This window comes from Pseudomonas sp. AC247 (genome assembly GCF_979258015.1).
Genome location: NZ_OZ409829.1, coordinates 3,831,913 through 3,845,437, shown reverse-complemented (window position 1 = coordinate 3,845,437; position 13,525 = coordinate 3,831,913). Strand labels below are relative to the sequence as shown.

The following is a 13,525-nucleotide window of genomic DNA, read 5'->3' as shown; positions in this document are numbered from 1 at the left end:
TTCTACGAGAGCCGGTCGCATAATGCAAAAAGCCCGGCGCTACAGCTTCGGGCTCAGTCCAGACTCACTATGGAGGCACTGTGAAGGCATTGCAAGGCGTTGAAGGTCAAGTGGCATGGGTTGAGGAGCCGAGTCCTACGTGCGATGTAGGACAAGTTCGCATCCGAGTGGCGGCAGCCGGCCTCAATCGCGCCGATTTATTACAGAAAGCAGGGCTTTATCCACCACCGCCGGGTGCCAGCCCAGTGCTCGGTCTTGAGTGCTCCGGGGTGATCAGCGAGGTCGGCGCGGGCAGTTCGTGGCAGGTCGGCGATCGGGTTTGCGCCTTGCTGGCCGGGGGCGGGATGGCCGAAGAGGTGGTGGTCGACGGACGGCATGTGCTGCCGGTTCCCGAAGGCGTCTCGCTGATCGAGGCGGCGGCATTGCCCGAGGTTTATGCAACAGTCTGGTTGAATGTGTTTCAACTTGCGGCGCTCAAACCGGGTGAGAAAGTTCTCTTGCACGCTGGCGCAAGTGGAATCGGTTCAGCCGCCATTCAGTTGTGCAAGGCGTTCGGCAATCCGTGTTGGGTCAGCGTCGGTTCTGCCGAGCGTTTGGCCTACTGTGAGGCGTTGGGCGCGCAGGGCGGCGTGGTGCGCAGCGATGATCTGGAGAGCCTGCGCGATTTCGGCCCGTTCGATGTGATCCTCGATCCGGTCGGCGGCAATTATTCGGCGCTGAATCTCAAGCTGATGGCGCTGGATGGGCGTTGGGTGCTGATCGGCCTGATGGGCGGTCGCGAGGCCAAGCTGGATCTGGCGCAGGTGCTGGGCAAGCGCGTGCAGTTGCTGGGCTCGACATTGCGCAGCCGTGATGATCAGTTCAAGGCGGATCTGTTAAGTGATCTGGGGCAGCAGGTGTGGCCGTTGTTTGCTGAGGGGCGGTTGAGTCCGCAGTTGGCCAAGGCATTCCCGGTGAAGGATGCCGAAGCGGCGTTTGCCGAGCTGGCGAGCAATACGGTGGCTGGGAAACTGGTGTTGGTGATTGACGAAAGCCTGAGCTGATACAAGAGCAAGGTCAAAAGATCGCAGCCTTCGGCAGCTCCTACAGGGGAATGCATTTCAAATGTAGGAGCTGCCGAAGGCTGCGATCTTTTGCGTTTATTTCCAGAGATGGATGGGCCAGCCGGCTTTTTCGGCATGCTCAAGCAGCACGGGATCTGGGTTGACCACGTGCGGGAAATCCACCTTCAACAACAACGGCAGATCATTGCGTGAGTCGGAATAGAAACTCGCGCCTTCCAGGTTTTCCTCTTCAGCATCCAGCCATTCCAGCAAGCGGGTGATCTTGCCTTCGCGGTAGGTCAGGGTGCCAACGGTGTGGCCGCTGTACACGCCATGCGCGACTTCCAGTTCGATACCGAGAATTTCATCGATGCCCAGTCGGTCGGCAATCGGTCTGACCAAGTGCGTGCCCGACGCCGAAATCACCAGAATCCGGTCGCCGGCCTTGCGGTGGGCGGCGATGGTTTTCGTCGCGTCACTGAAGATGATCGGCTCGATGAAATCTTCCACCCACGGACCGACCAGATGCTCGACTTCTTCCGGGGTACGCCCGATCAGTGGTTCGAGGCTGAACGCCATGTACTCTTCCATGCGCAATTTGCCATGGCTGTAAGCGTCCATCAGCTCGTTGTTCTTGCGCATGAACGACTCGGGATCGACCCAGCCCAGGCGCCCCATCTGCTCGCTCCAGAGGGTGGCGCAGTCGCCGTGGATCAACGTTTCGTCCAGATCAAAAATTGCCAGGGCCATCAGTTCTCTCCGAGAACAGCTGCGAGCTACAAGCTTCGAGCTGCAAGAATTGGAATCAGCTACGCCGCAGTCTACAACTTGAAGCTTGTAGCTCGAAGCTTGCAGCTGCTTTTAAGCGACTTCACACAGGGCCGTCGGATCGATGGAAAGTGCCAGACGCTGACCATCGGGATGCAGATCAGCCGCCGAGCGATTGAGCACATCCACCACCAATTCCACGCCGCGCGCTTCGATGCGATAGCGAATGACATTGCCTAGCAGGCTATGGCTGCGGATCTGCGCGTCGAGCTCGCCGTTGAGGCTCAGTTCGATGGCTTCCGGGCGAATGGCGACGCGATGATTGATCGGGCGTTGCAACAGCTTCGACGCGTCTTCGGCGTCGAGCAGGTTGTAGTTGCCGATGAAGCCTGCTGCGAACACGTCCACTGGCGCGGTGTACAGGGTTTCGGCGTCGCCGCTCTGTACGATTTTTCCCTGATTCATCAGGAAGATGCGATCAGACATGGTCAGCGCTTCTTCCTGGTCGTGTGTGACGAAGATTGTGGTCAGGCCGAGTTCACGCTGGATCTGGCGGATCTGTTCGCGCAGGTGTTTGCGAATCCGTGCATCGAGTGCCGACAGCGGTTCATCGAGCAGCAGCAAACGTGGACGTGTGACCAGCGAACGGGCGAGGGCGACACGTTGGCATTGGCCACCGGACAGTTGATGCGGATAACGACTGGCGAAGTCGTTCAGTTCCACCAGTTTCAACACTTCCAACACGCGTTTATGACTGTCGTCGGCGTTGACCTTTTGCATGCGCAAACCGAAAGCGACGTTCTGCTCGACGGTCATGTTGGGGAACAGCGCGTAGCTTTGGAACACCATGCCGATCCCGCGTTTTTGCGGCGTCAGCGGGACGATGTCGACGCCATCGAGGAGGATCTTGCCGCCATCCACCGGCGTCAGGCCGGCGATGCAGCGCAGCAGGGTGGATTTGCCGCAACCGGACGGGCCGAGCAGGGTGACGAATTCGCCTTTATTGATCTCGCAGTTGATGTCGCTGAACACCGGGGTGCCCGCGTAATTCTTCTGCAGGTGTTGGACGCTGACATAGCTCATTCGCTTTTGTCCTTGTTCAAGATGTTGGCGATCCAGGTCAGGACCAGCACGAAAAAGAAATACGAGATGACCAGCGCACTGGTGAAGTGACCGCTGCTATTGCGCATGTTGTTCAGGTAAACCTGCAAGGTTTCGTAACGCGTGCCGACCAGAATGTTGGCAAAGACGAACTCCCCGAACAGGAACGAGAACGACAGCAGCAAGGCGACCATCAGGCCTTTGCGCAGGTTGGGCAGCACCACCAGAATCGCTGCCTGAAAGGTGCTGGCGCCGAGCAGTTGCGCAGCGTCCATCAGGTCGCGCAGGTTGATTGCTTGCAGGTTGTTGGTGATCGCCCGGTACATGAACGGCAGGGCCACGGTGAAGTAGCAGCCGATCAGAATCCACGGCGTGCCGACCATCGCCATCGGCCCGGAACCGTAGAGTTGCAACAGACCTACCGATGACACCACCGGCGGCACCGCGAAGGGCAGCAGGATCAGGATGTTCATCAGCGCATCAAGTTTCGGAAAGTGGTAATGCACGACGAACAGCAACGGCAGAATCAGCACCACCGACAGCACCAGCGCGCCGACACACACCAGCAATGACTGGCCGAAGGCGTGGAGGAACCGTGGATCGCTCCACAACTGGATGTACCACTTGAAGGTGAAGCCGCTGGGCAGAATGGTCGCCGACCAACTGCTGGCGATCGAGTAGACCAGCGTGCCTGCCAGCGGCAGCAAGAGGATCGCGAACAGTAGATAAACCACGACGCGGTGGTAGAGGCCGGCCGGGCCGGATTCAGCGCGAGACATGGTAGCTCCTCTTCAACAGCAGTTGATGCACGACAGTGACGATGGTCATCAGCGCCACCAGCACCACGGCCAAAGCGCTGGCCAGATTCGGGTCGAGGGAAATATCGCCGGAGACCATCGCCGCGATACGAATCGGCAGGACGTTGAAGTTGCCCGTCGTCAGTGCATACACCGTGGCATAGGCGCCGAGGGCGTTGGCCAGAAGGATCACGAACGTACCCAGCAGCGCTGGCGTCAGCACTGGCAAACCGATGTGCCGCCAGAACTGCCAGCCGTTGGCACCGAGCAACGCGGCGGACTCGCGCCAGTCTTCACGCAAGGCGTCGAACGCCGGGTACAGCAGCAGCACGCCAAGCGGAATCTGGAAGTAGGTGTAAAGGATGATCAACCCGGTTTTCGAGTACAGGTTGAAGTCCTGAATGATCCCCGACTGCTTCAGCATGATGGTGATGCTGCCGTTGAAACCGAGCAGGATGATGAAGGCGAAGGCCAGGGGCACGCCGGCAAAGTTGCTGGTCATGTTGGCGAAGGCGTTGACGAAGTTGCGCAGTTTCGAGTCGACCCGGCGCAGGGAATACGCCCCGAGCACGGCAATGATGATGCCGAACACACTCGACCAGAAACTGATCTCCAGGCTGTACTGGATCGCCTGCAAATAGAACTTCGAATTGAAGATCTTGGTGAAGTTTTCGATGCCCCAACCGAACTCTTCCGATTGCAGGCTGTTGATCATCACCCAGACCAGCGGGGCGATTTCGAAAACGATAAAGAACAGCGCGAAGGGCACCAGGCACAGTGCCGCCAGCCATTTGCCGCGAGTCATGGCGTTCACTTGAGCAGCTCCCGGCACACAGGTTTGTCGTGGGGTACGCCGAGCAGTTCGCAAACGGTGCCGCAGATTTCCGTCTGTTTCGGTGCGGCGTCAGCGTCGAGGCTGAATGCATCACCAAGGACGAACAGCGGCACTTGGCGTTCTTCCGGCAACAGGCCGTTGTGCGAACGGTCGTTGTTCATGCCGTGGTCGGCGGTCACCAGTATTTGATAGCCGGCGTCGAGCCAGCTCTGCAGATAGTCGGCGAGGATGATGTCGGCCGAGCGCGCACTGTTGCGGTACTGCGAAGAGTCGAGGCCGTGCTTGTGCCCGGCGTCGTCGATGTTCATCGGGTGGATCAGCAGGAAGTTCGGATCGTGGCGCAGGCGCAGGTTTTCGGCGTCGGCGAACAGGTGCGAATCCGGGTAGTGATCGCTCCAGTAGAAATGCCCGTGCTGGATCGGCAGCGACAGATTGTCAGTGTGGCGGTCGCGGGCGGCGACGAAGGGCGAGCGGTTGTACAGCTCGCTGACCCAGTGATACGCCGCGGCGGCGGTTTTCAGACCGGCATCGCGGGCGTAATGATAAATGCTGCGCTGATTGGACAGGCGCGAAACGTTGTTGTGGACGATGCCGCTGTCGATCGGCGGCACGCCGGTGAGGATGCATTCATAAAGCGGTCGGGACAGGGCCGGCAGCTCGCACTCCAACTGGTAGAGCGCGGCGCGTCCTGCGCCAACATAAGCCTGCAGATGCCCCATGGCGTGGCGCGCGACCTCGTAGTTGAGACCGTCGAGCACGACAAGGATGACGTTGTGCTTCATAGGGGCAAAAACTCCGCGAAACAGGAAATTTCAGATTCAACCTGGATCCCCTGTAGGAGTGAGCCTGCTCGCGATAGCGGTGGATCAGTCAACACTGTTGTTGAATGTTCGACCGATATCGCGAGCAGGCTCACTCCTACATGGAGATTTGTTTCAGATCACAAAGTGGTGATCAGCCCCTTTATTTCATCTCTACGATGACTTCTTCGTTCCATGCCTGTGGCAGGGCTTTGGAGGTTTTTTCCCATGCGTCGGCGTCTTTGATCGGGGTGACCTTTTTGTACTGCTCGTTCGGCAGCAGTTTGGCTTTCACGTCTTCCGGCAGTTGCAGGTGCTCGGCGCGGATCGGGCGCGCGTTGCCGCGGGCGAGGTTGGTCTGGCCGGCGTCGCTGAAGATGTATTCGCGGGTCAGCTTGGCGGCGTTAGGGTTTTTCGCGTATTTGTTGATGATCGTGGTGTAGCCGGAAATCACCGAGCCGTCGGACGGGATCAGCACGACGTAATCATCCGGGTTGGCCATTTTGGCTTTGTAGCTCAGGCCGTTGAAGTCCCAGACCACACCGACTTCGATCTCGCCTTTTTCCATGGTGGCGATGGTCGGGTTGGCCATCGACAAGCGGCCTTGCTTGGCAATGTCGGCAAACAACAGCAGCGCAGGCTTGATGTTTTTCTCGTCGCCACCGTTGGCCAGTGCCGCAGCGAGTACGCCGTTGGCGGCTTGGGCGGCGGTGCTCACGTCACCGATCGAGACCTTGTATTTGCCGCCCTTGAGGTCAGCCCATTTGGTCGGTACTTCGGAACCGTGCAGCAGCTTTTTGTTGACGATAAAGGCGATGGTGCCGGTGTAGGCCAGTGCCCAGTTGCCGTCCTTGTCCTTGGCCCAGTCCGGAACCTGATCCCAGGTGCTTGGCTTGTACGGTTGCACCACGCCTTGCTTGACCGCGATCGGGCCGAACGCCGCGCCGACGTCGCCGATGTCGGCGGTGGCGTTGTCTTTTTCAGCGGCGAACTTGGCGATTTCCTGGGCGGAACTCATGTCGGTGTCGATGTGTTTCAGGCCGTAGGTCTTGGCTAGGTCTTCCCAGGTGCCTTTCCAGTTGGCCCAGTCATCCGGCATGCCGACGCTGTTGACGGCGCCTTCCGCTTTCGCAGCGGCTTCGAGGGTTTTCAGATCGGTGCCGGCCGCCATGGCGGAGGTGCACAGTGCAATGGTCGAGCCTAACAGTGTTGCCAGGAAAAGCTGTTTCATTCCGAAGCTCCTTGGTCGTGTTCAACGCTGCGATTGCGGTGGTTGTTGGTCTAGGTCAGCAATACCTGAGCCAATTTAGGGGGGCTGGATGACACTTTGATGTCGGTGGCCTCGCGCCAGGCCTTTTATTTGGTCGATATCGGCAGGTGCCAGATAAGCGTAGACCATGCTCAAAGGCCCGTAGGGCAAGGGACTTGGCCGATGTATTGCAAGTCGTGAGGACGACCGTTGGGTAGTTTTGTCATCTCTCGGTCATCTGTACTGCCTAGGCTTGCAACACCGCAAAACGGTTTGATCGCCGTGCGGTTTTGCCCCGAAACAGTGCTGGTCTAGTCCAGATAGGTAACGTTGATGCGCGATGAGGCAACAAAAGCGGTGACAGCCATTGGCCAGGTCTTGCAGGAGCAGCTCGATCATGGGCTGTTGGCGGCGGGCAGCAAGTTGCCGGCCGAGCGTAAGCTCAGTGAGTTGTTTGGCACCACGCGGATTACTGTGCGTGAGGCGTTGTTGCAGTTGGAGGCGCAGGGGCAGATTTATCGTGAGGAGCGGCGTGGCTGGTTCGTTTCACCGCCGCGGCTGGCGTACAACTTGATGCAGCGCAGTCATTTTCACGCGATGGTCAGTGCGCAGGGGCGGGTGCCGTCGACCGAGGTGATTTCGGCGCGGTTGCAGCCGGCTTCGGCGGCGGTGTGTGCCTGGCTGCAGTTGCCGGCGTTGTCGAGCGTGATTCAAATTTGCCGGTCGCGGCGCATTGATGGGCGGCTGGTGTTGTATGTGGAGCACTATTTGAATCCGCAGTTTTTTCCGGGGATTCTTGAGTTTGATCTGAATCAGTCGATGACCGAGTTGTATGCGCGGCATTACGATTTGCACTATGGGCGGGTGCGGTTTGAGATTGTGCCTACGTCGTTGTCGGTGGATGCGGCGGCGGCTTTAAGGGTGTCGGTGGGGAGTCCGGGGTTGCGGATTGCTCGGGTCAATTATGATCAGCATGAGCGGTTGATTGATTGTGATCTGGAGTTTTGGCGGCATGATGCGATTCACGTTGGGGTTGATGTGGTTTGATCGTTTTGGCCTTGGCGGCCTGTGGGCCGACCAGGTTCTTGGGTTTTGGGTGTATATCCGTTGCTTCGGGTGCTGCCGCTGACGGTTTCGCTCTTACAGCGACTCACTTTTCCAGACGCCGAAAAGTAAGCAAAAGGCTGGGCCCCGGCGTTCGGCCCGCTCGCTGGAGCTCGGGGTTCCTTCGTTCCGGGATCGATCCGGGGGCATCGCTTCCGGTTTGCTTCGCTGCACCTCCTTTCGATGTGTTCGACTTCGTCGAACGGCGCTGCGCGCCTACCCCCGGATAGACCCCTCCACTCAGCCTGCCGAAGAGGCCGGCACGGCAAGATCAAGAGCGGTACTCGAGCTTGCGCTCATTGTGTTGAGTGGTGAGGAGCAGAAGCGATATAGGTTTACCGGTTGGATTCAATCCCTGTGGGATCTGGCTTGCCAGCGATGGCGGCCTGCCAGCCGACCTGTTTCTGGCGGATGAACTCGATTCAAATGTAGGAGCTGCCGAAGGCTGCGATCTTTTGATGTTGATTCTGGCGAACGCTCAAATGCCCAGATCAAAAGATCGCAGCCTCGTTGCTCTCGGCAGCTCCTACAGGTCAGTGGGCGTTGGTGTAGAGGTAGTCTGTTGCCAGTGAGGCCAGGGTGCGAACGCCGACCACCAGCGCCGACTCATCCACAAAGAATCCCGGATTGTGGTTCGGTGCGGCTTTGCTCATGTCTTGGTCGCGTGGCGTCACGCCGAGAAACACAAACAACCCTGGCACTTCCTTGGCATAGAACGAAAAGTCTTCCGCGCCCCCCACCAGCGGTGCATTCACCACGTCGTCCTTGGCTGCCCACTTCAATGTCGGCAGCATTTTTTCTGTGAGGGCTGGGTTGTTGATCGTCGGGTCGTATTTTTCGATGATGGTGACGTCCGCTTTGGCACCACCACTCTCGGCGATTTTTTCGATGGTCTGGCGGACGTCGGCGTGCAGTTTCTGGCGGATGCCGTAGTCGTAGGAGCGGATCGTGCCGCTCATGTCGACAGATTCGGGAATGATGTTGTAGCGGGTGCCGCCGTTGATCGTGCCGATGCTGACCACCGACGGATACGACGAGATATCGGTGCGGCGGCTGACCACGGTTTGCAGGCCGACGATGGTTTGCGCGCCGACGGTGATCGGGTCGATGCCGTCCCAAGGGCGGCCGGCGTGGGTTTGTTTGCCGAGGATTTTGATACGCAGGTCGTCGGAGCTGGCCAGCGTTGGGCCTGGGCGGTAGGCGATCTGGCCGGCGGGGACGCCGGCCCAGACGTGCAGGCCGAATACCGCGTCGGGTTTGGGGGATTTCATCACGCCTTCCTCGACCATCATTTTCGCGCCCCAGGTGTTTTTGCCGTCGGGGATGAAGTCGCTCGGGCCTTCTTCGGCGGGCTGGAAGTAGAACACCACGGTGCCGGGTAATGTGTCGCGCATGCCCGAGAGAATTTTCGCCGTGCTCAGCAGGATCGCGGTGTGGGCGTCATGACCGCAGGCGTGCATCACGTCGACTTCTTTGTCGAGGTAGGTGCCTTTGGCTTTCGAGGCGAAAGGCAGGTCGGAGACTTCTTTGACCGGCAGCGCGTCCATGTCGGCGCGCAGGGCCACGGTCGGGCCGGGCAGGGCGCCTTTGAGGACGGCGACCACGCCGGTGCGGGCGACGCCGGTTTTGACGTCCAGGCCCATGGCGTTGAGTTGTTTGGCGACCAGCTCGGCGGTGCGCTTTTCAGTGTTGCCGAGTTCCGGATGGGCGTGAATGTCGCGGCGGGTTTCCAGCAGTTCCGGTTCGAGCTTTTGCGCCTGTTCGGCGATTGTGGTGCGAGTGCTTTCCAGCGTCGCGGCGCCGGCGTGGCTGGCGAACAGTGTGAGTAGAACGGCTTGGGCAATGCGCGTCAGTGGCATCGGGTTCTCCTTGATTGTTGTTGTTCGGGCTTCCCTGCCTGTGACTGCAACCGCGCGCGTGAGTGCTATTCCTTCGGCTGGCCGCCACCGGCAGTGATCACTTGCACGCTCATGCGCGGTGTTGCCAGATCGAGTCCGGCCTCGTCGAGATGGCGTTTGAGCGAGAGGTTGAAGGCGCGGGACACTTCCCACTGTTTGATCGGCGCGGTCTTGAACCGGGCGCGCAGAATCGCGCTGCCGGACTCGAAACTTTCGACACCCTGAATCTCCAGCGGCGACCAGATGTTGCGTCGTTGCAGCGGGTCAGTGCGCATCTTCTGGCCGACTTCGCGCATCAGTTTGATCGCGTCGTCGATTTCCATGTTGTACGGCACCGCGACGCGGAAGATCGCGTAGCCGAATTCCCGCGAGTAGTTCTTGATGCTTTTGATTTCGCTGAACGGGATGGTGTGGACGATGCCGTCGATGTCGCGCAGGCGCACGGTGCGAATGGTCAGGCCTTCGACGGTGCCGAGGTGGCCGCCGACGTCGACGTAGTCATCAATTGCCAGCGAGTCTTCGATGATGATGAACAGGCCGGTGATCAAGTCCGCGACCAGCGACTGCGCACCGAAACCGATGGCCAGACCGATCACACCGGCACCGGCCAGCAGTGGCGTGACGTTCATGCCCATGTTCGCCAGCGCGACGATCAGCGCGATGATGAAGATCGCCACGAACAGCACGTTGCGAATCAGCGGCATCATCGTTTGCGCGCGGGCGTTGGCCAGGCCTTTGCGCGAGCGGGTGAGGGCGTGATGCACGGCGGTGTCGGAGAGAATCCAGACCAGCCAGGAGAAAATCAGCGTGCCGATCAGGCTGAACAGTTTGACGCTGACGTCATGCCCTTCACCTTCGGCGAAACCGATCAGCGACTGGCCCCACACGCGCAGGCCGAGCTCGATGAAGACCAGCCACACCACCAGGTGCGCGAGGGTGTAGAAGAAGCTCTTCAGGCGTTCGGAGTAGAGCGCGTGGCGTTTCGGTCCGCGTTGCGGCTTCAGCGAATGGCGGCGGACGAGGCCGTTGATCACCATGCACATCACCAGCAGCACGGTACAGATCAGTGACTGGCGCAAGGCTGTGCTGGTGTCGCCAGCGGAAACGAACGTGGCGAACAGCGAAATACCGACCAGCACCAGCGCCGGCACGTACCAGAAGGTCCCGAGGATTTCGATGGTGTCGCTGAGGGCGCGGCGAGTCAGGCGTCGCGACAACGGTTGGTTGCGGATCAGGTGGGCAATCGGTCGGCGGAAACGCAGGATGAACAATCCGGTCGACAGTGCCGCCAGCACATTGGCGACGGTTGCGGCGGTGTGGGCCAGATGCACGCCGAGGCTTTCGATCAGGCGCGGATCATTCAGGGCTTCACCGAACGCGGCGAAGCTGCCGATCAGCCAAAGGGGCCGGAACGCCTGATGACGAAGGATGTACAACGCGCGATGGCGGTGCGGGCCGTCGAGCAGGGAAAAGGCAATCACGCAGATCGCCGAGAAACAGGTGCCGACCACCAGCGCATACGCCAGCACCATCGCCAGGCTTTTGCCCAGTGAAGACGGCAACGCGTAGCTCATGTAAACCGTCATCACCAACGCGATCAGCCACGGCCCGAGTTTGCGCAAAGCGAAGCGCAGCATGTCGAGCGCCCTGGGATGTTGCGGCAGTTCTTCGGTGAGGCCGAAGCGCATGCGCACCCGATGCCCGAGCCAGATCAGCGCGGCGGCGAGCAAGCTCCAGACCATCAGGATCATGGCGAAACCGAAGATGATTGGCAGCCATTCGTTGGCCGGCAACATCATGCCGCTGAGTTCGTCCTTGGCCAGGTCGAACTCGTTGCCCCAGCGGTTGAGCGGGCTGTTGGCGCCGGTGAATTGTTTTTCAAAATTGGCGAGGGTGCCGCCGATCAGGCCGAGCACGCCTTCTTCCGGGTTGGCCTGAGCTTTTTTGGTGGCGTCGCGCAGCTTCTTCAGGTCGGTCAGCAACTGCGCGCGTTGCTTGTCGTTCTCCAGCGACTTGATGACTTCGTCGAGGGACTGACCGAGGGGTTCTTGCGCTTCGGGCTGGGCTTTGTTGGTGTTGAGCAGGCCCGGCAGGCCGACCGCGTGGGCGGGCGCCAGCGGCAGCAGCGTCATCAGGCAGACGAGGAACAGACTGGGCAAAGCAAAAAGACGAGCAAACACTAGGCGGTCAACCTCGCAAGGGGCGGATTCGCTGGAGTGTACGAGGCCCACCCAATCAATGCGAGCCGTCGCCGATTATTCGTTGAGTTTGGCGAGGATCTTGTAGATCACGGTGGCGAGGATCATCAGCATGCCGATCCACATGGCGAAGACGCCAGCGTTCTTGTCACGGAAGTTGAAGCCGACTGCCAGCAGGATCATCCCGGTGAGGATCGGGACGAGCATGGCGTGAAACGAAGACATCGAGATCATGGAGACTGCCTTGTCGAAATGAATGATGTAAGTCTAGTGGCTTTACCCCTGTAGGAGCTGCCGCAGGCTGCGATCTTTTGATCTCGGAAAACAACATCAAAAGATCGCAGCCTGCGGCAGCTCCTACAGAGGGTTACGGGAGTTCCTGGCAGGCGTAGAACGCGCTCAGCACTTTGACCAGGTGCGCCAGGTCGTGGCTCCCGCACAGTTCGCGGATCGAGTGCATGGCGAACGTCGGCAAGCCGATGTCGACGGTGCGCACGCCCAGGTGGCTGGCGGTGATCGGGCCGATGGTCGAGCCACAGCCCATGTCGCTGCGCACCACGAAGCTCTGCACCGGCACTTCTTCGGCCATGCACAGGTGGCGGAAGAAGCCGGCGGTTTCGCTGTTGGTGGCGTAGCGCTGGTTGCTGTTGACCTTGATCACCGGGCCGGCGTTGAGTTTCGGGCCGTGGTTGGCGTCGTGTTTCTCGGCGTAGTTAGGGTGTACGCCGTGGGCGTTGTCGGCCGAGACCAACAGGGATTTCTGAATGGTGCGGACGAACTCGTCGCCTTCCGGCAGCAGGCGACGCAGGGTCTGCTCAAGCATTGGGCCATCGGCACCGCAGGCCGAGCAGGAACCGACTTCTTCGTGGTCGTTGCAGACCAGCACGCAGGTTTCGTCGGTTTCGGCGGTGAGCAGCGCTTGCAGGCCGGCGTAGCACGACAACAGGTTGTCGAGGCGCGCGCCGGCAATGAAATCGCCGTTCAGGCCAATGACCGCAGCACTTTGTGTGTCGTAGAAACTCAGCTCGTAATCCAGCACCACGTCGGCGTTCAAGCCGTGTTCACGGGCCAGTTGATCGGTGAGCACGGCGCGGAAGTCGACGCGCTCGTCACCGGCGAATTGCGCGAGGATCGGCGGCAGTTCGGTCTGCGCATTGATCGCCCAGCCCTGATTGGCTTCACGGTTGAGGTGAATGGCCAGGTTGGGAATGATCGCGATCGGTGCCTTGAAGTCGATGAGTTGGCTTTCGACCTTGCCGTCGCGGCGGAAGGTCACGCGCCCGGCCAGCGACAGATCGCGGTCGAACCACGGCGCCAGCAGCGCACCGCCATAGACTTCAACGCCCAATTGCCAGAAACCCTGACGTTGCAGTTCCGGTTGCGGCTTGACGCGCAGGCACGGGCTGTCGGTGTGTGCGCCGACCAGGCGAATGCCGCCGTGCAGTGGCGAGTGACGGCCCATTTTGATCGCGACGATCGAGGAATCATTGCGGGTGACGTAATAGCGGCCGTTGGCTTCGGTGTTCCACGGCTCGCGCTCGTCGAGGCGCACGAAACCGGCGGCCTCCAGACGCTGAACAAGACTGGCAGTGGCGTGGAATGGGGTAGGGGAGGCCTTGAGGAAGTCGATCAGGCCTTGGTTCAACTCTTCGCGCATAAGAAGCTCCAGACAGCAATGGCCGGGAGTTTAACGCATCGGCCCGAGGGTTTGGACATGACATGTGGTCGTTGT

12 protein-coding genes are annotated in these 13,525 nt (G+C 60.0%); 2 read left to right on the top strand and 10 right to left on the bottom strand.

Annotated features, from left to right (window positions below; all coding sequences use genetic code 11):
* The first annotated feature begins 80 nt into the window (after window positions 1-80).
* Window positions 81-1,043 carry a zinc-binding dehydrogenase gene (locus ACZZ0B_RS17315; protein WP_463545855.1) on the top strand — a complete coding sequence of 321 codons (963 nt, stop codon included), beginning with the start codon at window positions 81-83 and terminating at the stop codon, window positions 1,041-1,043.
* A 96-nt stretch (window positions 1,044-1,139) separates the two neighbouring features.
* Here the strand turns inward: ACZZ0B_RS17315 and ACZZ0B_RS17310 are convergent, their stop codons facing one another.
* From ACZZ0B_RS17310 to ACZZ0B_RS17285, 6 genes are all read right to left on the bottom strand, one after another.
* On the bottom strand, window positions 1,140-1,793 hold the full coding sequence (locus ACZZ0B_RS17310) for an HAD family hydrolase (protein WP_212551385.1): 654 nt from the start codon (window positions 1,791-1,793) through the stop codon (window positions 1,140-1,142).
* Between the two features lie 111 nt (window positions 1,794-1,904).
* Window positions 1,905-2,894: an ABC transporter ATP-binding protein gene (locus ACZZ0B_RS17305; RefSeq protein WP_463545854.1), complete on the bottom strand. Its 990-nt coding sequence runs from the start codon at window positions 2,892-2,894 to the stop codon at window positions 1,905-1,907.
* Entirely contained in the window at window positions 2,891-3,691 is an 801-nt protein-coding gene (locus tag ACZZ0B_RS17300) for an ABC transporter permease (protein ID WP_008083711.1), read from the bottom strand. The genes ACZZ0B_RS17305 and ACZZ0B_RS17300 overlap by 4 nt, the downstream gene beginning before the upstream one ends.
* Window positions 3,678-4,514 (bottom strand): ABC transporter permease, encoded by an 837-nt coding sequence (locus tag ACZZ0B_RS17295; RefSeq protein ID WP_162130782.1) that lies wholly within the window; start codon window positions 4,512-4,514, stop codon window positions 3,678-3,680. The genes ACZZ0B_RS17300 and ACZZ0B_RS17295 overlap by 14 nt, the downstream gene beginning before the upstream one ends.
* A 5-nt stretch (window positions 4,515-4,519) precedes the next feature.
* On the bottom strand, window positions 4,520-5,326 hold the full coding sequence (locus tag ACZZ0B_RS17290) for an alkaline phosphatase family protein (RefSeq protein WP_158832862.1): 807 nt from the start codon (window positions 5,324-5,326) through the stop codon (window positions 4,520-4,522).
* Window positions 5,327-5,507: 181 nt separating this feature from the next.
* Window positions 5,508-6,575 carry an ABC transporter substrate-binding protein gene (locus tag ACZZ0B_RS17285; protein WP_008083842.1) on the bottom strand — a complete coding sequence of 356 codons (1,068 nt, stop codon included), beginning with the start codon at window positions 6,573-6,575 and terminating at the stop codon, window positions 5,508-5,510.
* A 351-nt stretch (window positions 6,576-6,926) separates the two neighbouring features.
* Between ACZZ0B_RS17285 and ACZZ0B_RS17280 the strand changes: the two genes are divergently transcribed.
* The gene (locus tag ACZZ0B_RS17280; RefSeq protein ID WP_007916338.1) at window positions 6,927-7,640 is read left to right on the top strand and encodes a UTRA domain-containing protein; all 714 of its coding nucleotides are present in this window, start codon (window positions 6,927-6,929) and stop codon (window positions 7,638-7,640) included.
* 590 nt (window positions 7,641-8,230) lie between these two features.
* Here ACZZ0B_RS17280 and ACZZ0B_RS17275 read toward each other — a convergent pair.
* The 4 genes from ACZZ0B_RS17275 to ACZZ0B_RS17260 form a co-directional block, all read right to left on the bottom strand.
* Window positions 8,231-9,556 (bottom strand): amidohydrolase, encoded by a 1,326-nt coding sequence (locus tag ACZZ0B_RS17275; protein ID WP_463545853.1) that lies wholly within the window; start codon window positions 9,554-9,556, stop codon window positions 8,231-8,233.
* A gap of 65 nt (window positions 9,557-9,621) precedes the next feature.
* On the bottom strand, window positions 9,622-11,775 hold the full coding sequence (locus ACZZ0B_RS17270) for a mechanosensitive ion channel family protein (RefSeq protein WP_463545852.1): 2,154 nt from the start codon (window positions 11,773-11,775) through the stop codon (window positions 9,622-9,624).
* Window positions 11,776-11,850: 75 nt separating this feature from the next.
* A complete protein-coding gene (locus ACZZ0B_RS17265) occupies window positions 11,851-12,027 on the bottom strand; it encodes a hypothetical protein (protein WP_008083838.1) in 177 nt (58 codons plus the stop codon).
* A gap of 133 nt (window positions 12,028-12,160) precedes the next feature.
* Complete coding sequence (locus ACZZ0B_RS17260) at window positions 12,161-13,450, bottom strand: M18 family aminopeptidase (protein WP_008080878.1); 1,290 nt, start codon at window positions 13,448-13,450, stop codon at window positions 12,161-12,163.
* Window positions 13,451-13,525: the final 75 nt, after the last annotated feature.

Coding starts and splice junctions, on each gene's coding strand:
- ACZZ0B_RS17310 (WP_212551385.1), bottom strand. CDS start 1,793: ATGGCCCTGGCAATTTTTGATCTGGACGAAACGTTGATCCACGGCGAC.
- ACZZ0B_RS17305 (WP_463545854.1), bottom strand. CDS start 2,894: ATGAGCTATGTCAGCGTCCAACACCTGCAGAAGAATTACGCGGGCACC.
- ACZZ0B_RS17300 (WP_008083711.1), bottom strand. CDS start 3,691: ATGTCTCGCGCTGAATCCGGCCCGGCCGGCCTCTACCACCGCGTCGTG.
- ACZZ0B_RS17295 (WP_162130782.1), bottom strand. CDS start 4,514: ATGACTCGCGGCAAATGGCTGGCGGCACTGTGCCTGGTGCCCTTCGCG.
- ACZZ0B_RS17290 (WP_158832862.1), bottom strand. CDS start 5,326: ATGAAGCACAACGTCATCCTTGTCGTGCTCGACGGTCTCAACTACGAG.
- ACZZ0B_RS17285 (WP_008083842.1), bottom strand. CDS start 6,575: ATGAAACAGCTTTTCCTGGCAACACTGTTAGGCTCGACCATTGCACTG.
- ACZZ0B_RS17280 (WP_007916338.1), top strand. CDS start 6,927: ATGCGCGATGAGGCAACAAAAGCGGTGACAGCCATTGGCCAGGTCTTG.
- ACZZ0B_RS17275 (WP_463545853.1), bottom strand. CDS start 9,556: ATGCCACTGACGCGCATTGCCCAAGCCGTTCTACTCACACTGTTCGCC.
- ACZZ0B_RS17265 (WP_008083838.1), bottom strand. CDS start 12,027: ATGATCTCGATGTCTTCGTTTCACGCCATGCTCGTCCCGATCCTCACC.
- ACZZ0B_RS17260 (WP_008080878.1), bottom strand. CDS start 13,450: ATGCGCGAAGAGTTGAACCAAGGCCTGATCGACTTCCTCAAGGCCTCC.